Origin of the sequence: Leisingera caerulea DSM 24564, from assembly GCF_000473325.1 — a bacterium.
Taxonomy (GTDB): Bacteria; Pseudomonadota; Alphaproteobacteria; order Rhodobacterales; family Rhodobacteraceae; genus Leisingera; species Leisingera caerulea.
The window spans coordinates 1506411-1522378 of sequence record NZ_KI421513.1; the positions used below are offsets into that span (position 1 = coordinate 1506411).

A 15968-nucleotide genomic window follows, 5' to 3' on the forward strand; every position below is an offset into this window, starting at 1 on the left:
CGTCATGAAACATCTCCGTCTCGCCATCCTGGCCGCACCGATCCTGCTGGCTTCGGCCGCCTTCGCCCAGAACCAGGTCGCCACGCTGCGCAACACCGCGCCGCTGGACGCGCAGGGCGAAGCCACTCAGATCCCCGGCATCGTCAACACCGACATCCGCCAGGTGCGCAACTACCCGGATCAGCCGCCGCTGATCCCGCACAAGACCGACAACTACCAGGTCGATCTGAACTCCAACAAATGCCTGACCTGCCACAGCCGCACGGCTGTGGAAGTCAGCCAGGCGCCGATGATCTCGGTCACCCACTTCATGAACCGCGAGGGCCAGACCCTCGGCGCGGTCAGCCCGCGGCGCTATTTCTGCACCCAGTGCCACGTGGTGCAGACCAATGCCCGGCCGCTGGTCGAGAATGAGTTCGTCGATGTGGACAAGGTGCTGGACTACGTCCATTCCAAACAGGGCGGGTCTGACTGATGTGGGGTTTTCTGAAACGTCTCTGGTGGATCATCAGGCGTCCCAGCGCCTATTTCTCGCTCGGTTTCCTGACCATGGGCGGCTTTGTGATGGGCATCATCTTCTGGGGCGGCTTCAACACCGCACTTGAGGTCACCAACACTGAGGCCTTCTGCACCAGCTGCCACGAAATGCGCGACAACGTGTTCGAGGAGCTGAAGCCAACGATCCACTATTCCAACCGCTCCGGTGTGCGGGCCTCCTGCCCGGACTGCCACGTGCCGCACAACTGGACCAACAAGATCGCCCGCAAGATGCAGGCCTCCAAGGAGGTCTGGGGCAAGATCTTCGGCACCATCAACACGCGGGAGAAGTTCCTGGAGCACCGCCTGGAACTGGCGCAGCACGAATGGGCGCGGCTTGAGGCCAACGACTCGCTGGAATGCCGCAACTGCCACTCCGACGAGTCGATGGACATCACCCGCCAGTCCAAGCGGGCGGCGGACGCGCATGAGCGCTTCCTGTTCACCGGCGAAAAGACCTGCATCAGCTGCCACAAGGGCATCGCCCACCAGCTGCCCGATATGGCCGCAGCCGAAGGCGAAGACCACGCGGGCCTGCTGGCCCCGGCCCACGGAGCGGGCCTCCTGGCCAGCACCCGCAGTTATCTGGGCCTGAGCAGCGACTGACGCTGCAGTACCGGAAGACAAAAAGGCCGCTGTCCCGACGGGCAGCGGCCTTTTTCATGCCTTGCAATTGTAGTCACTGGCCCGTCGCGCCAGCGGCGGGCACGCGCCTGCCCGCCCCACGGCGGGCGCGTTCCGCCCCCGCCCGGGCAGACGCTCACCGCAATACGGTAAGGTGGCCGAACAGGTGCAGCACCCTTGCCTGTCTGTTTCCGCGCACGGCTTACAGCGGGATGCTGCCCAGGTGATCCTCGCCGCGCTCGCGCGCCAGCTTCATCTGCTTCTGCCGCTCGCGGAACCGCGCCTTGTCCTCTTCCGAGGTTTCATCAATGCACAGGTGGCAGCTGACGCCCTGCTCAAACTCGGGACGCGCCTTGTCCTCCGGCAGGATCGGGCGGCGGCAGCCGTGGCACAGCTCATGCGGGCCTTCCACCAGCCCGTGGCCGACCGACACCCGGTTGTCGAACACAAAGCATTCGCCTTCCCAGGTGCTGTTCTCGGCGGGCATTTCCTCCAGATACCGCAGGATGCCGCCCTTCAGGTGATAGACGTCCTCCACCCCCTGGCCCAGCAGGTAGTTGGTCGATTTCTCGCAGCGGATGCCGCCGGTGCAGAACATCGCAACCCGCTTGTTGTGAAAGCGGTCCTTGTTCTCCTCCCACCAGGCGGGGAAGTCGCGGAAACTTTCGGTCTTGGGGTCAATCGCGCCCTCAAAGGTGCCGATTGCTACTTCGTAATCGTTGCGGGTGTCGATCAGCACCACATCGTCCTGCCGGATCAGATCGTTCCATTCCTCCGGCTCGACGTAATGCCCGACAGACGCCAGCGGATCCACGTCCGGCTGGCCCATGGTGACGATCTCTTTCTTCAGCCGCACCTTCATCTTGCCAAAGGGCGGCTCGGCCGCGGTGGCTTCCTTCCAGTCCAGCCCCGCACAGCCCGGCAGGGATTTGATGTGGGCCAGCACCGCATCAATGCCTGCGCGCGGGCCGGCGATGGTGCCATTGATCCCCTCCTGCGCCAGCAGCAGCGAGCCTTTGACGCCTTGCGCCTGGCACAGCTCCAGCAGCGCCGGGCGGATGGCGGCGGGATCGGGGAAACGGGTGAAGTGATAGAGGGCAGCAATCGTGTACATGCCCCGGCCTTAGAACCATGGCGCGCGGTTTTCAAGACCAAGAACCGCCAGCGCGCGGCCAATAAAACAAGGGCTTTGCATGTATGTTTTCACCTGCGCCGCCCCGCCGCCCGCCAGCGGGAGTTCCCAAGCGGCACTTGTCCCGCTACAAATTGTGCAAGCCAGCAAAGGAGTTGCCGATGACCCAGGCCCTGATCGTTGTGGATGTGCAGAATGACTTCTGCCCGGGCGGCGCACTGGCCGTGCCTGGCGGGGATGAGGTGGTGGCCCCCATCAACGCGATGATGGACCGGTTTGACGCCGTGATCCTGACCCAGGACTGGCACCCGGCGGGGCATTCCTCTTTCGCCTCTGCGCATCCGGGCAAGGCCCCGTACGAGACCGTGGAGATGCCCTATGGGACCCAGGTATTATGGCCCGATCACTGCGTGCGGGGCACCGAGGGGGCGGCCTTCCACAAGGATCTGCGCACCGATGGCGACCTGATCATCCGCAAGGGCTTCCGCCCCGCAATCGACAGCTATTCCGGCTTCTATGAAAACGACAAGGCCACGCCCACCGGGCTGGAGGGCTACCTGCGCAGCCGGGGCATAACCCGGCTGACTCTGGCCGGACTGGCCACCGATTTTTGCGTTGCCTTCACGGCGCTGGACGCCGCCCGGCTTGGGTTTGAGGTGACGGTTGACCTGGCCGCCTGCCGGGCGATTGATCTGGACGGCTCGCTGCAGGCGGCCCTGGACCAGATGAAAGAGGCAGGCATTGCGCTTCAATCCTGAGTTGACTTGCCGGAAAATTAACAAAAGCCGGCCTATGCTGTGCGGACTCACCGACGGCAAGGCGTTTTGATGGATATTACGGACGGGGCCGCCACCGGCCCGCTGGCCAGCTACTACAAGCGGTACGGCTCGCTCGAGCTGCTGCTGCGCTACGCCCGCGGCCGCGTGCGGATGTTCTGGGGCCGCCAGCTCTACGTGGGAATGGCGTTTCTAGTTCTGGGGCTGATCGTCCCGTTTCATTATGCGCTGCTGGCCTATGCCGTGACCTGTGCCGGGGATGCGGCGGATTGCTTGCTGCTGCGCCGGGCCGGACACCTGGCCAGCCGCGGGATGAGCGAGGGCGTCTTGCGGCTGCTGACAGCGCTGACCGCCCTCCTGCACGGGCTGGCGCTCAGCGCGGCTGCGTCGCTTCCGTTCTGGGTTGAGTTACAGTCCCTTCAGCCGGAGGCCCATGCAGAGCCGCTGTTCACGGTCGGCCTGCTTCTGGGCTCGGCAATCAATGCCGGGCTGGTGCTGCCCTACCATCCGCAGGCCGTCATCGCCAAACTGGTCACCTACGCGGCCCTGCCGGTTGCCTTCCTCATGTTCCCGATCCTTGAGGCCCCGGAAATGGCGGCATCTTACCAGCTGCATCTGGCCGGTCTGCTGGTGTTTTACACGTCCTATTTATGGTTCCTCGGCTTTGTCAGGCGCAACTTCAGCCGGACGCGCGCCAACATGCTGGCGCAGGCCCAGCAGCAGCAGGAACTGGAAGCCGCCTATGCCGAACTCTCCGCTCAGCAGATGCAGGCCAAACGCCTGGCGCTGGTCGCGGAAAACGCCAATGACAGCGTGATGCTGATGGACCGGGAGGGGCGGATCACCTGGGTCAACGAGAGCTTCACCCGCATCACCGGCTACTCCTTTGACGAGGCGCTGGGCCGGCTGCCCGGCGACCTGCTGAACAGCGGCAAGACCGATTCTGCCACCATCAGGCTGCTGCAGGACAGCGTCCGCAAGGCCCGTCCGGTGCGGGTGGAAATCTGCAACCGGCGCAAGGACGGGCAGCACGTCTGGATCGAGACCAGCCAGGTGGCAATGCGAAACAGCGACGGGGAACTGGAAACCCTGATCGCGGTGGAACGTGATATATCTGCCGCCAAGGAAAACGCCCGGCAGCTGGAAGAGGCGCGGATCGCGGCTGAGGAAGGCGCCCGCGCCAAGGCGGAGTTCCTGGCGACGATGAGCCATGAGATCCGCACCCCGATGAACGGGGTGATCGGCATGGCGCAACTGTTGCGCGACAGCGGCCTGAACGAAGAACAGGACCTTTATGCCGGCGCCATTCTCAGCTCGGCGGATACCCTGCTGATGCTGATCAACGATGTCCTGGATTTCTCCAAAATGGATGCCGAGGGGGTCGCCCTCAGCCGCACTGATTTTGACCCGCGCGCCTGTTTCGAGCAAACCATGCGCCTGCTGAAGGCAGGGGCGGAAGCCAAGGGGCTGGATCTTCTGCTGGACATCAAGGAGCGCGTGCCGGCACAGCTGCACGGCGATGACCGGCGGATCCGCCAGATCCTGCTGAACCTTGCCGGAAACGCGATCAAGTTCACCGAACACGGCCGCGTGCTGGTGACGCTGGATGCCGAACCGGCAGAGCAGGGCTTCGATCTGGTGTTTTCCGTTGCTGACACCGGGATCGGTATCCCCAAGGATATGCTCTCCAAGGTGTTCGAACGCTTCTCCCAGGCGGATGCCGCCATCAGCCGCCGCTTTGGCGGCACTGGTCTCGGGCTCGCCATTTCACGCCGTCTGGCAGAGGCGATGGGCGGCAGCATCACGGTGAATTCCGAAGTGGGGCTGGGGTCCTGTTTTACCGTGCGGCTTCAATTGGATACGCCCCGGGCAGAGCTGGCAGCAGTCCCCGCCGCAGCGCCGCAAGCGGGCGGCATGGCCGCGCTGGAAGGGCTGCGGGTACTGGTGGCGGAAGATAACGCAGTGAACCGGGTGCTGATGGAGAAATTTCTGCAGCCCACCCCGGCGGAGGTGGTCTTCGCCGAAAACGGGCGCGAAGCGGTTACGCAGTTCGAGGCGTTTGCCCCGGATATCATCCTGATGGACATGTCGATGCCGGAGATGGACGGGCTGGAAGCCACCCGCGCGATCCGCGCCTTGGCGCGGCCGCAGCCCGCAATTGTGGCGCTGACAGCAAACGCCTTCGACTCCGACCGCGAGGCCTGCCTGGCTGCCGGCATGGACGAATTCATGAGCAAACCCGTCAACCGCGGCAAGCTTCTGGACCTGCTGGTGCAATTGGCGCCGCAGGCGCAGTCCCGCCGCGCGGGCTGATTTCCTTTGCCCCCGCAGGCGCGCTATCCTATCAAACAATGACTCCCTAAGCACGAGGCCGCCGGTGGATATTGCAACCCGCGTCTATAATCACAAATGGAAGATCGACCCGATCATCCGGTCGCTGATCGACACTGATTTCTACAAGCTGCTGATGTGCCAGTCGGTGTTCCGCAACAAGCCGGACACCACGGTGACGTTCTCGCTGATCAACCGCTCCACCCATGTGCCGCTTGCCCGGCTGATCGACGAGGGCGAGCTGCGCGAACAGCTGGACCACATCCGCTCGCTGTCGCTCAGCCGCGGCGAAAGCACCTGGCTGCGCGGCAATACCTTCTATGGCAAACGCCAGATGTTCCGCCCGGACTTCATGGAGTGGTTCGAGGGCCTGCGCCTGCCGCCCTACCACCTGGAGCGCAAGGGCGATCAGTATGAGCTGACGTTCGAGGGCAAATGGCACGAGGTCATGCTGTGGGAAATCCCGGCGCTTGCGGTGCTGATGGAGCTGCGCTCGCGCGCGGTTCTGGACAAGATGGGCCGGTTTGAGCTGCAGGTGCTCTATGCCCGCGCCATGACCCGCGTCTGGGAAAAGATTGAGCGCCTGCGCGAGATTGACGGCTTGACGATTGCCGATTTCGGCACCCGCCGCCGCCACTCCTTTTTGTGGCAGGACTGGTGCGTGCAGGCCATGATCGAGGGGCTGGGAGAGAAGTTCACCGGCACCTCCAACTGCCTCATCGCCATGCGCCGCGAGGTGGAGGCGATCGGCACCAATGCCCATGAGCTGCCGATGGTTTATTCGGCGCTGGCGGACAGCGACGCGGACCTGGCGCAGGCCCCCTATGACGTGCTGTCCGACTGGCATGATGAGCACGAGGGCAACCTGCGCATCATCCTGCCCGATACCTATGGCACCCAAGGCTTCCTGGACCGCGCTCCGGACTGGCTGGCGGGCTGGACCGGCATCCGCATCGACAGCGGCGACCCGGCCAAGGGCGCCGAGGTGGCGATCAACTGGTGGAAGGAGCGCGGCGAGGATCCGGCGGAAAAGCGGGTGATCTTCTCCGACGGCCTCGACGTGCCGCAGATCCAGGACCTGCACGCGCAGTTTTCGGGCCGCACCAAGGTCTCTTTCGGCTGGGGCACGTTGCTGACGAACGACTTCCGCGGCCTGGTTCCGGACGATGCGCTGGCGCCTTTCTCGCTGGTCTGCAAGGCGGTTGCCGCCAATGGCCGGCCGACGGTGAAACTGTCCGACAACCCGGAAAAGGCGATGGGCCCGCCGGAGGAAATCGCGCGCTACAAGCGCGTGTTCGGTGTCGGAGAGCAGGAGCGGCAGGACGTTATCGTCTGAGGGCACAGGAGGGGGCGCTGCCCCCTCGGCCTGGCGGCCTCACCCCCGGAGTACTTGGGAAAGATGAAAGAGGCGCGTGTCCTCAGCCGTGATGCGCCGCCACGGTCTTGAGCTGCGAAAACCCGTAGAGCGCCTCAAAGCCTTTCTCGCGCCCGTGTCCGGACTTCCCGACCCCGCCAAAGGGCAGCTCCACCCCGCCGCCGGCCCCGTAGTTGTTGAGGAAGACCTGGCCCGCCCGCAATTTCTTCGCCAGCCGCATCTGCCGCGCCCCGTCGCGGGTCCAGACGCTGGCGACCAGCCCGTAGTCAGTGGCATTGGCAACCCGCAGCGCGTCCTCTTCTGTGTCGAACGGGATCAGCACCTGCACCGGGCCAAAGATCTCCTCCCGCGCCAGCGCATGATCCTCCGGCACGTCCGCAAACAGGGTAGGGCGCACATAGGCGCCGCTTTCCGGCGCCTGGCTCACAATTTGCCCCTGTGCCGCCACGGGCAGGTCTGCCCCCTGTTTCAGATACCCTTCGACAATCTGCTTCTGCCGGGCAGAGATCAGCGGCCCGACCCGCAGATCCTCTGCCGCCGGACCCACGGTCAGCGCGCCATAGGCCTCCGCCATGCGCGTCTTCACCTCCTCATACACCCCGCGCTGGACCAGAATGCGCGAGGAGGCCGAACAGGTCTGGCCCGCGTTCTGGATGCCTGCATTGACCAGGAACGGCAGCGCAGCGTCCAGATCGGCGTCGTCAAACACGAGCTGCGGGGATTTACCGCCCAGCTCCAGCGTGACCGGCACCACATTGGCCCCCGCCGCCTGCTGCACCAGCGCCCCTGTGCGCACCGACCCGGTGAATGAGATGTGATGCACGCCGGGATGCCCGGCCAGCGCCGCCCCGGCCTCAGCCCCCAATCCCGGCACCACGTTCAGAGCACCCGCGGGCAGCCCGGCCTCCATGGCGATATGGGCGAATGCCAAGGCGGTCAGGCAGGCTTCCTCTGCCGGTTTCAGCACGCAGGCATTGCCCATCGCCAGGGCCGCGCCGACGGACCGGCCGATGATCTGCATCGGATAGTTCCAGGGCACGATATGGCCTGTGACCCCATGCGGCTCGCGCAGGGTATAGACGGTGTAGCCGTCCAGATAGGGGATGGTCTCCCCCATCACCTTGTCCGCCGCGCCGCCGTAGAACTCGCAGTAGCGCGCCAGCGCCACCGCATCGGCGCGGGCCTGGGTCAGCGGCTTGCCCACATCCATTGCCTCCAGCGCAGCCAGCAGCTCCACCCGCTCCAGCACGAACTGGCCGATCCGGTTCAGGATGCGGCCCCGCTCCAGCGCGGTCATGCGGCCCCATCCGCCGTCCAGCGCCGCCTGTGCCTCCTGCACCGCGGCCTCGATATCCGCCGCGCCGCCGCGGGCGATGTGGCAGATTTCGCTGCCGTCCGAAGGGTTCACCAGCGGCAGGGTGCCGCCGCTGGCCGCGGGCATCCACTTGCCGCCAATCAGGCAGAGTGCGGGGTCGAACCATAGCGGGGAAGTGTCAGTCATCATGCGCTCCTGCGATGTCGAAGCTGTAGCTTTTAATCTGATGTTCGGTGAAGGGTGCGCCTTCGCGCAAGTCCCGGATGCCGGGCATGGCGCTGAGGCTGGTGCCCCAGAAGGCCACCGCCTCACGCGAGTGTTTCGAAAGCCCCATGCGCCAGCGGCCCGGAAACTCGCGCAGGATGATCCGGGCAGCCTGCTGGCCCCAGCCCAGGCGGCGGTGCTGCGGCAGGATGCAGAATTCCGACAGCTCGCGCCGGTCGTCGGGCAGGTTCAGCACGATGGCAAAGCCGATGCGCTGGGTGTCCTTGCGGATCCAGAAGGCGGTCACGTCCTTGCGGTTCAGCATCTGGCCTGCGCGGACCGTCGGGTCGATGGCGGCATCGGGCGCCACCTCTGCAAAATAGGGCGCCAGCGCCGCTGCCAGCAGCGCCTGCTCCCGCGGCACGATCAGCGACAACGCCAGGCTCATGCGGCCCCCTGATCCAGATCCGGCAGCACCGGCGCGGCGGCGATCAATTGGCGCGTGTAGGGGTGCTGGGGATTGGAAAACACCTCTTCAGTCCCGCCCTGTTCGACGATTTCGCCCTTTTGCATCACCAGGCAGCGGTCTGTGATCGTGCGCACCACGCTCAGGTCGTGGCTGATGAACAGATAGGTGAGGCTGTAGGCCGCGCACAGCTCTGCCAGCAGGTCGAGGATGCGGGCGCGCACCGAGACGTCCAGTGCCGAGACCGCCTCGTCAAAGATGATCAGCTCCGGCCTTGTGATCAGGGCGCGGGCAATGGCGATGCGCTGGCGCTGCCCGCCGGAGAACTGATGGATGTATTTGCCGGCATCCTCCGGTTTCATCCCGACGGCAGTCAGGGTTTCGGCGATCAGATCCCTGCGCGCGGCGCCAGAGGGCGGATCGGGCAGCATATGGAAGGGTTCGGTGATCAGCCGGTCCACCCGGTGGCGCGGGTTGAAGCTGCCGTAAGGATCCTGAAACACCACCTGCATCTTGCGCCGGATCGCGGGATCCAGCTGAGTCGTCACAGGTGCGCCATCCAGCCGGATCTCCCCGTCCTGCAGCGGCTCCAGACCCAGAATTGCCCGTGTTAGTGTCGACTTGCCGCAGCCGGACTCACCCACCAGTCCCAGCCGTTCACCGCGGTTCAGGGTAAAGGAGACATCATTCACCGCCCGGAACGTGCCGGGTTTGGCAAACAGCGACGGGCGCGGGGTTTTGTAGTCGCGGACAGCCCCTTTGACCTCCAGCAGCGGGGCCGGGGCGGGCGGATCGGGCAAGGCCACCTTGTGGTTCGAGGCCGCGAACAGCATCCGCGTGTAGGGGTGGCGCATATTGCGCAGCAGCCAGCCGGTGTGGCCGGTCTCCACCACCTCGCCATGGCGCATGACGACGATCCGGTCGGCCAGATCCGCGACCACCGCCAGATCGTGGGTGATAATCAACAGCCCCATGCCATAGTCCTGCACCAGATCCTTCAACAGGCCGAGGATCTGCGCCTGTGTGGTCACGTCCAGCGCCGTCGTCGGCTCATCCGCGATCAGCAGCTTGGGGCGCAGGGCGATAGCCATGGCGATCACCACCCGCTGGCGCTGGCCGCCCGACAGCTCATGCGGATAACGGCTGAGCGGGAAGCGGTCCTCCGGCAGCCCGACCCGCTCCAGCACTTCGCGGGCGCGGGCCTCGGCTTGCTCGCGCGGCATCGCCTTGTGGATCAGGATGGTTTCCATCACCTGCGCACCGATGGTCTTGACCGGATTGAGCGCCGTCATCGGCTCCTGAAACACCATGCCGATGGACTGGCCGCGCAGGACGCACATCTGCGTCTCGGACTGGTCCAGCAACTGCGTGCCGTTCAGCGTGACATAGCCCTTGGCCCGGGCCCGCTCAGGCAGCAGTTGCATCACCGCCAGCGCGGTCATCGACTTGCCAGAGCCGCTTTCGCCGGTGACAGCGACGATTTCGCCCGGCTCGATGTGGAATGAGACATCCTTCAGCACCGGATAGCAGCCGATGTCGAGTGACAGATGGGTTACATCCAGCAGGGTCATGTCCGCGCCACCCGCAGTTTCGGGTCCAAATGGTCGCGCAGCCCGTCGCCCAGCAGGTTCAGCCCCATCACCGTCAAGATGATCGCGGTGCCCGGCACCAGCGCCAGATGCGGCGCAAAGCTGACCATGGTCTGCGCATCGGCCAGCATCCGCCCCCAGCTGGGGGTTGGCGGCTGCGCGCCCAAGCCGACATAGGACAGGCCCGCCTCGGCCAGAATGCCAAGCGAGAACTGAATTGTGCCCTGCACGATCAGCAGATTAGTGACGTTGGGCAGGATATGCTCCGCTGAGATCCGCGCCGCGCTTTTCCCGGCAACGCGGGCGGCCAGGATGAATTCCCGCTCCCAAAGGCTTAGTGCCGCGCCGCGGGTGATGCGGGCAAAGACGGGGATGTTGAAGATCCCGATGGCGATAATTGCGTTGATGGCGCCAGCCCCCAAAACAGCAGTGATCAGGATCGCAATCACCAGCGAGGGGAAGGCAAAGACCAAGTCATTGCCGCGCATGATCATCTCATCCAGCCAGGAGCCTTTGCGCGCCGCCGCTGTCAGCCCCAGCGGCACGCCAGCGCCCATGCCGATGCCAACCGCGACCAGGGCGACGGCGATGGAGGTGCGCGCGCCCACCATGATCATCGACATCAGGTCCCGCCCGAAATGATCGGTGCCCAGCCAGTGCTGCGCGTTTGGGGTTTGCAGCTTGGCCGGGATGTTCATCGCAGTGTGGTCAAACGGCGTCCAGACAAACGACACCAGCGCCGCCAGCAGCACCAGCGAGGAGAGAACAGCGCCAAGGATCAGGTTGCGGGTCATGCCCGGCTCCTCAGCCGCGGGTCCACCAGCGCATAGGCGAGATCGACCAGGAAGTTCACCGTGATGACGGCAAAAACCAGCAGCATCACAACCGATTCCACCACGATCAGATCGCGCGCGGAAATCGCCTGGAACACCAGCCGTCCAAGGCCGGGCAGAAAGAACACCTGCTCGATGATGATGGCGCCCGCCAGCAGGAAGGAGAATTGCAGGCCGATGATCGTCAGCACCGGGATCAGGGCGTTGCGCACCCCGTGCCGCCACAGCGCTTGGCGCCGGGTCAGACCCTTGGCGCGGGCGGTGCGCATGAAATCCTCACCCAGGATATCCAGCAGCGCCGAGCGCATGACGCGGGTGAGAATCGCCGCCTGCGGCAGGGCCAGCGCAATGGCGGGCAGGGTAAGGGCATGCAGCCCGGCCCAAATCCCCGCCTCCCAGCCCGGAAACCCGCCGGCCCCGAACCAGCGCAGGTTGATGGCAAAGATCAGCACCAGCATCATCGCAAACCAGAAGTTCGGGACTGCCACCCCCAGCTGGGTCGCGCCCATCACCGCCATGTCGCCCGGCTTGCCGCGGCGGGCGGCGGCGTAAATGCCCGCGGGAAAGGCGATCAGCGTCGACAGCGTCAGCGCAAAAAGCGCCAGCGGCAGCGACACCCACAGCCGGTCGGCGATCATCCCCGCAACCGGCGTCCGGTAGGTGTAAGAGGTGCCGAAATCGCCGCCCAGCATCCCTGCCACCCAACTGAGGTAACGGGCGGCTTTGCTTTGATCCAGACCCAGCTCCGCCCTCAGGGCCGCCACCGTGTCCGCCTGCGCATTGACGCCCAGCATGAACGATGCGGGGTCGCCGGGCGCCACCTCCACCACAAGGAAAATCACCAGCGAGGCAACAGCCAGGCTGAGGATCAGCGATAACAGGCGTTTCAGGGCGTAACGCAGCATAGCCGCCACGTTAGGAGCGCGCGGCGGTGCGGTCTAGAGGGGCGCGGCGGCAAAACAGCCGCGGAGTGTAATAAAGGCGCAGCGTCAAAGGGTTGGGGCGGAACTGCCGGTGCGGGGCGGTATGGCGGCAAGCAGGGCTTCCGCATGCAGGCAGGAGCAGGCTATCACTGTGCCATGCTGTCCCGCCCCCTGTTCATCGGTTCGGAAATCTACCGCACCTCGTCCTATGGCCGTACCCATCCCTTGCGGGTGCCTCGGGTGTCTACCGTGATGGACCTCTCGCGTGCGCTGGGCTGGCTGCCGGATGCGGTCTATGTGAACTCACCCCGCGCCAAGCCCGCGGCGCTGACGGTCTGGCATACGCCGGACTACGTCGCAGCACTGCAGGCAGCAGAAGCGGCGCAGGCGGTGAGCGAAGCGGTGCGCGCGCGGCATCATCTTGGCACCATCTCCAACCCGGTGTTCCCGGAAATCTTCCGCCGCCCGGCCACGGCTGCGGGCGGGTCGATCCTGGCGGGGGAGCTGCTGGCGCAGGGCGGCATCGTCTATAACCCCGCGGGCGGCACCCATCATGGGATGCCGGACCGGGCCAACGGCTTTTGCTATCTGAACGACCCGGTTCTGGCGATGCTGTCGCTGCGCCATCACGGCGCGCAGCGGATCGCCTATGTGGACATCGACGCGCACCATTCCGACGGGGTGGAGCACGGCTTTGCCGGCGACGCGGATGTGCTGATGATCTCGGTGCATGAGGAAAACCTCTGGCCGAAGACCGGCACGCTGGAGGAGGACGCGGGCGGTTCCGCCCTGAACCTGCCAGTGCCGCGCGGTTTCAATGACGACGAGATGGCCCATATCCGCGATGCACTGATCCTGCCGGCGGTAGAGGCGTTCCGGCCGGATGCCATCGTGCTGCAATGCGGGGCGGATGCCGTTACCGAAGATCCGCTGCCGCATCTGGACCTCTCGAACAACGCCCATTGGGCGGTGGTGCGGGCGCTGATGGGCTGGCGCCGCGCTATCTGGTGCTGGGCGGCGGCGGCTATAACCCGTGGTCGGTCGGGCGGCTCTGGGCCGGGGTCTGGGCCGCGCTGAACGGCTTCGAGGTGCCCAAAAGGCTGCCGGCGGCGGGCGAGGCGATCCTGCGCGGGCTGGAGTTCAACGGCAACCGCCTGGGCCGCAACCCGCCGGAGCATTGGTTTACTACATTGCGCGATCAGCCGCGGGGTGGAGAGGTGCGGCAGGAAATCCGGGAACGCGTGCAGTTCTTGCGAACAAGACGCAGGCTTCAAAGTTAGCACCGCCTGGCCGCAGGCCGGGCAGCGCCCGTCCCGCCCCCCACGGGGCGGGCGCTTCGCTTCCCACCCCGCCGGGACGGGCGCTGCCCTTCGTGAACAGGGGCGATCGCTACTCCGCCCAGCTGATCGCCGTCAGGTCAATGGCCGCTGTCGGCGCGTTCTCCCACAGCCCCTGCAGTCCGGCTTTGGCCACGCCCAGTTTCGCCAGCTGGAACAGGTAGCCGTTCACATAATCCGCCGCGATCATCTCCTGCGCCTCCTGCAGCAGCGCGGTGCGGCTGTCCGGGTCGGTGGTCGCGTTCAGCTTGGCCATCAGTTCCTGAACCGCCTTGCTGTCATACTGAAAGTAATACTCGGGCCGGGCATAGATCCCGATGTCCATCGGCTCGGTATGGCTAACGATGGTGAGGCCAAAGGTCTTGCCGCGGAACACGGTCTCCAGCCATTGCGCCCATTCGACGTTGATGATCTCGGCCTTGATCCCCACCGCAGCCAGCTGTGCTGCGATGATCTCTCCGCCGCGCCGCGCATAGGAGGGCGGCGGCAGGTGCAGGGTGGTCTCGAACCCCTCCGTGAAACCGGCCTCCGCCAGCAGCGCCTTGGCCTGCTCCGGGTCATAGGCGGACATGCCGGTCAAATCCTTGTAGGCCGGATGGTGCGGCGCAAAATGGGTGCCGATCGGGGTGCCGTAACCAAACATGGCGCCGTCGATGATCGCCTGCCGGTCGATGGCATGGGCCAGCGCCTGGCGCACCCGGATGTCGTCAAACGGCGGCTGCTTGTTGTTGGTCGACAGGATCGTCTCACCCTCGGTCGAGCCGACCAGCACCTGGAACCGCGGATCGGCCTCGAACTGCGGCAGATTCTCCGGCGCCGGGAAGTTGTCGAAGGCGTCGATATCCTCCGCCATCATTGCGGCGAACGCAGCGGTCGGGTCCGAGATGAACTTGAACTTGGCCGAGGCCAGCGCGGGCTGCTCCCCCCAATAGTCCGGGTTGCGCGCCAGCGTGATACGGTCGCCCTGCACCCATTCCTGGAACGTAAAGGCGCCGGTGCCGACCGGATTGGTCTTGATGTCCTCAACGCTTTCGGGTGCCACGATCACCGCGTCGCCCCAGGCAAGGTTGAAGAGCAGGCTGCCGTTCGGCGCCTCCAGCGTGATCCGCACCGTCTGCGGGTCTACCGCCTCGACCGCTGTAATCCCCTCAAACAGCGCCTTCTGCGCATTGGTGCTGTCCTCGGCCCGGGCGCGGTCGAGCGAGAATTTCACGTCTTCCGCATCCATCGCGCTGCCGTCGTGGAAGGTCACCCCCTCCCGCAAGCGGAACGTATAGACGGTGCCGTCCCCGGAAATTTCCCAGCTTTCCGCCAGCCCCGGCACCACGGAGCCATCGCCCATGAACCGGGTCAGCCCCTCGAAAATGTTGCTGTAGACAACCGAGTCGATGGCCTGCGCGGCAGCACTGGTCGGGTCCAGATGCGGCGGCTCCAGCTGCATGGCGATGGTGACGCTGTCCTTGGCCCAGGCGCCGCCCGCCGCCAGGGCCAATGCGGAACCGGCCGCAAAAACAAGTGATTTCAATGCCATTGGAAAACTCCCCGTGTACAATCTGCGGGCCGTGTTCGGCGCCTATTGGAAACGAGTTTCCCTGTTTCCCAAGCGTAATCAAGGGTGGGGGACATTTCGCCCACTGGAAGCACGCGGCGTAAATTGATAATCCGTGCCCACTCTTGAACCGCGGACAGGAAGCCATGAGCGCAACAGCCAAGAAACAGGCGCCCAACGCCGAAGACATCCGGGCCCGCAAGGGCGGAACCCCTTTGGTGAGCCTGACGGCCTACACCACGCCGATGGCGCGGCTGATGGACAAGCACTGCGACTTCGTGCTGGTCGGCGACAGCGTCGGCATGGTGCTGCATGGGCTCACCTCCACTCTGGGCGTGACGATGGAGATGATGATCCTGCACGGCCAGGCGGTCGCGCGGGGGCTCAGCCAGGCGATGCTGGTGATCGACATGCCCTTCGGCAGTTACGAGGAAGGCCCGCAGCAGGCGTTCCGCAACGCTGCCCGGCTGATGGCGGAAACCGGCTGCGCCGCGGTCAAGCTGGAAGGCGGCGTGGAGATGGCCGAAACCATCCGCTTCCTGGTCAAACGCGGCATCCCGGTGATGGCCCACATCGGCCTGACGCCGCAGTCGATCAACACCCTGGGCGGCTACAAGGTGCAGGGCCGTGACGCGCAGGCAGAGGCAGTGCTGGCCGATGCCCGCGCGGTCGCCGACGCCGGGGCCTTCTCAGTTGTGCTGGAAAAGGTGCCGCAGAAACTGGCCGACAAGATCACCGCAGAGGTCGCGATCCCCACCATTGGTATCGGCGCCAGCGCCGGCTGCGACGGGCAGATCCTGGTGGTTGATGACATGCTGGGCTTCTTCACCGCCTTCAAGCCGAAGTTCGTGAAACGCTACGCCGACCTTGGCCCGCTGGCAGAGGCCGGCATCTCCGAATACGCCGCCGAAGTGCGGGCGCGGACCTTCCCCGCGGCAGAGCACGTCTTTGCCGATCAGGCGCCCTCCAAAGGATGA

Annotated in this window: 13 protein-coding genes and 1 pseudogene; 7 read left to right on the top strand and 7 right to left on the bottom strand. The window is 65.3% G+C overall.

Annotated features, from left to right (window positions below):
* Nucleotides 1-4 precede the first annotated feature (4 nt).
* Complete coding sequence (locus CAER_RS0114720) at nucleotides 5-475, top strand: nitrate reductase cytochrome c-type subunit (protein WP_027236081.1); 471 nt, start codon at nucleotides 5-7, stop codon at nucleotides 473-475.
* The gene (locus CAER_RS0114725) at nucleotides 475-1143 is read left to right on the top strand and encodes a NapC/NirT family cytochrome c (RefSeq protein WP_027236082.1); all 669 of its coding nucleotides are present in this window, start codon (nucleotides 475-477) and stop codon (nucleotides 1141-1143) included. Before CAER_RS0114720 ends, CAER_RS0114725 begins: the two co-directional genes overlap by 1 nt.
* A 220-nt stretch (nucleotides 1144-1363) precedes the next feature.
* Here the strand turns inward: CAER_RS0114725 and trhO are convergent, their stop codons facing one another.
* Nucleotides 1364-2275 carry an oxygen-dependent tRNA uridine(34) hydroxylase TrhO gene (gene trhO / locus CAER_RS0114730; protein ID WP_027236083.1) on the bottom strand — a complete coding sequence of 304 codons (912 nt, stop codon included), beginning with the start codon at nucleotides 2273-2275 and terminating at the stop codon, nucleotides 1364-1366.
* Between the two features lie 179 nt (nucleotides 2276-2454).
* Between trhO and pncA the strand changes: the two genes are divergently transcribed.
* From pncA to pncB, 3 genes are all read left to right on the top strand, one after another.
* The gene (gene pncA / locus CAER_RS0114735) at nucleotides 2455-3051 is read left to right on the top strand and encodes a bifunctional nicotinamidase/pyrazinamidase (protein ID WP_027236084.1); all 597 of its coding nucleotides are present in this window, start codon (nucleotides 2455-2457) and stop codon (nucleotides 3049-3051) included.
* Between the two features lie 69 nt (nucleotides 3052-3120).
* Nucleotides 3121-5382, top strand: a complete 2262-nt coding sequence (locus tag CAER_RS0114740) for a PAS domain-containing hybrid sensor histidine kinase/response regulator (protein ID WP_027236085.1) — start codon at nucleotides 3121-3123, stop codon at nucleotides 5380-5382.
* 64 nt (nucleotides 5383-5446) lie between these two features.
* On the top strand, nucleotides 5447-6736 hold the full coding sequence (gene pncB, locus CAER_RS0114745; RefSeq protein WP_027236086.1) for a nicotinate phosphoribosyltransferase: 1290 nt from the start codon (nucleotides 5447-5449) through the stop codon (nucleotides 6734-6736).
* Between the two features lie 82 nt (nucleotides 6737-6818).
* Here the strand turns inward: pncB and CAER_RS0114750 are convergent, their stop codons facing one another.
* Genes CAER_RS0114750 through CAER_RS0114770 form a run of 5 tightly spaced genes read right to left on the bottom strand, consistent with a single transcriptional unit; the run spans nucleotide 6819 to nucleotide 12087 of the window.
* The gene (locus CAER_RS0114750; RefSeq protein WP_027236087.1) at nucleotides 6819-8276 is read right to left on the bottom strand and encodes an aldehyde dehydrogenase family protein; all 1458 of its coding nucleotides are present in this window, start codon (nucleotides 8274-8276) and stop codon (nucleotides 6819-6821) included.
* Complete coding sequence (locus CAER_RS0114755; protein ID WP_027236088.1) at nucleotides 8269-8742, bottom strand: GNAT family N-acetyltransferase; 474 nt, start codon at nucleotides 8740-8742, stop codon at nucleotides 8269-8271. The genes CAER_RS0114750 and CAER_RS0114755 overlap by 8 nt, the downstream gene beginning before the upstream one ends.
* Nucleotides 8739-10331: an ABC transporter ATP-binding protein gene (locus CAER_RS0114760; protein WP_027236089.1), complete on the bottom strand. Its 1593-nt coding sequence runs from the start codon at nucleotides 10329-10331 to the stop codon at nucleotides 8739-8741. Before CAER_RS0114760 ends, CAER_RS0114755 begins: the two co-directional genes overlap by 4 nt.
* Entirely contained in the window at nucleotides 10328-11143 is an 816-nt protein-coding gene (locus CAER_RS0114765; RefSeq protein ID WP_027236090.1) for an ABC transporter permease, read from the bottom strand. Before CAER_RS0114765 ends, CAER_RS0114760 begins: the two co-directional genes overlap by 4 nt.
* The gene (locus CAER_RS0114770) at nucleotides 11140-12087 is read right to left on the bottom strand and encodes an ABC transporter permease (protein WP_027236091.1); all 948 of its coding nucleotides are present in this window, start codon (nucleotides 12085-12087) and stop codon (nucleotides 11140-11142) included. Before CAER_RS0114770 ends, CAER_RS0114765 begins: the two co-directional genes overlap by 4 nt.
* A 174-nt stretch (nucleotides 12088-12261) precedes the next feature.
* Here CAER_RS0114770 and CAER_RS28025 point away from each other — a divergent pair.
* Nucleotides 12262-13385: pseudogene (locus tag CAER_RS28025) on the top strand (acetoin utilization protein AcuC).
* A gap of 109 nt (nucleotides 13386-13494) precedes the next feature.
* On the opposite strand, the gene CAER_RS0114780 reads toward CAER_RS28025, so the two are convergent.
* The gene (locus CAER_RS0114780) at nucleotides 13495-14973 is read right to left on the bottom strand and encodes an ABC transporter substrate-binding protein (protein WP_027236092.1); all 1479 of its coding nucleotides are present in this window, start codon (nucleotides 14971-14973) and stop codon (nucleotides 13495-13497) included.
* 164 nt (nucleotides 14974-15137) lie between these two features.
* On the opposite strand from CAER_RS0114780, the gene panB reads away from it, so the two are divergent.
* Nucleotides 15138-15968 (top strand): 3-methyl-2-oxobutanoate hydroxymethyltransferase, encoded by an 831-nt coding sequence (panB, locus tag CAER_RS0114785; protein ID WP_027236093.1) that lies wholly within the window; start codon nucleotides 15138-15140, stop codon nucleotides 15966-15968.

Coding starts and splice junctions, on each gene's coding strand:
- panB (WP_027236093.1), top strand. CDS start 15,138: ATGAGCGCAACAGCCAAGAAACAGGCGCCCAACGCCGAAGACATCCGG.
- CAER_RS0114765 (WP_027236090.1), bottom strand. CDS start 11,143: ATGACCCGCAACCTGATCCTTGGCGCTGTTCTCTCCTCGCTGGTGCTG.
- CAER_RS0114755 (WP_027236088.1), bottom strand. CDS start 8,742: ATGAGCCTGGCGTTGTCGCTGATCGTGCCGCGGGAGCAGGCGCTGCTG.
- CAER_RS0114760 (WP_027236089.1), bottom strand. CDS start 10,331: ATGACCCTGCTGGATGTAACCCATCTGTCACTCGACATCGGCTGCTAT.
- CAER_RS0114740 (WP_027236085.1), top strand. CDS start 3,121: ATGGATATTACGGACGGGGCCGCCACCGGCCCGCTGGCCAGCTACTAC.
- CAER_RS0114720 (WP_027236081.1), top strand. CDS start 5: ATGAAACATCTCCGTCTCGCCATCCTGGCCGCACCGATCCTGCTGGCT.
- trhO (WP_027236083.1), bottom strand. CDS start 2,275: ATGTACACGATTGCTGCCCTCTATCACTTCACCCGTTTCCCCGATCCC.
- pncA (WP_027236084.1), top strand. CDS start 2,455: ATGACCCAGGCCCTGATCGTTGTGGATGTGCAGAATGACTTCTGCCCG.
- CAER_RS0114750 (WP_027236087.1), bottom strand. CDS start 8,276: ATGACTGACACTTCCCCGCTATGGTTCGACCCCGCACTCTGCCTGATT.
- CAER_RS0114725 (WP_027236082.1), top strand. CDS start 475: ATGTGGGGTTTTCTGAAACGTCTCTGGTGGATCATCAGGCGTCCCAGC.
- CAER_RS0114770 (WP_027236091.1), bottom strand. CDS start 12,087: ATGCTGCGTTACGCCCTGAAACGCCTGTTATCGCTGATCCTCAGCCTG.
- CAER_RS0114780 (WP_027236092.1), bottom strand. CDS start 14,973: ATGGCATTGAAATCACTTGTTTTTGCGGCCGGTTCCGCATTGGCCCTG.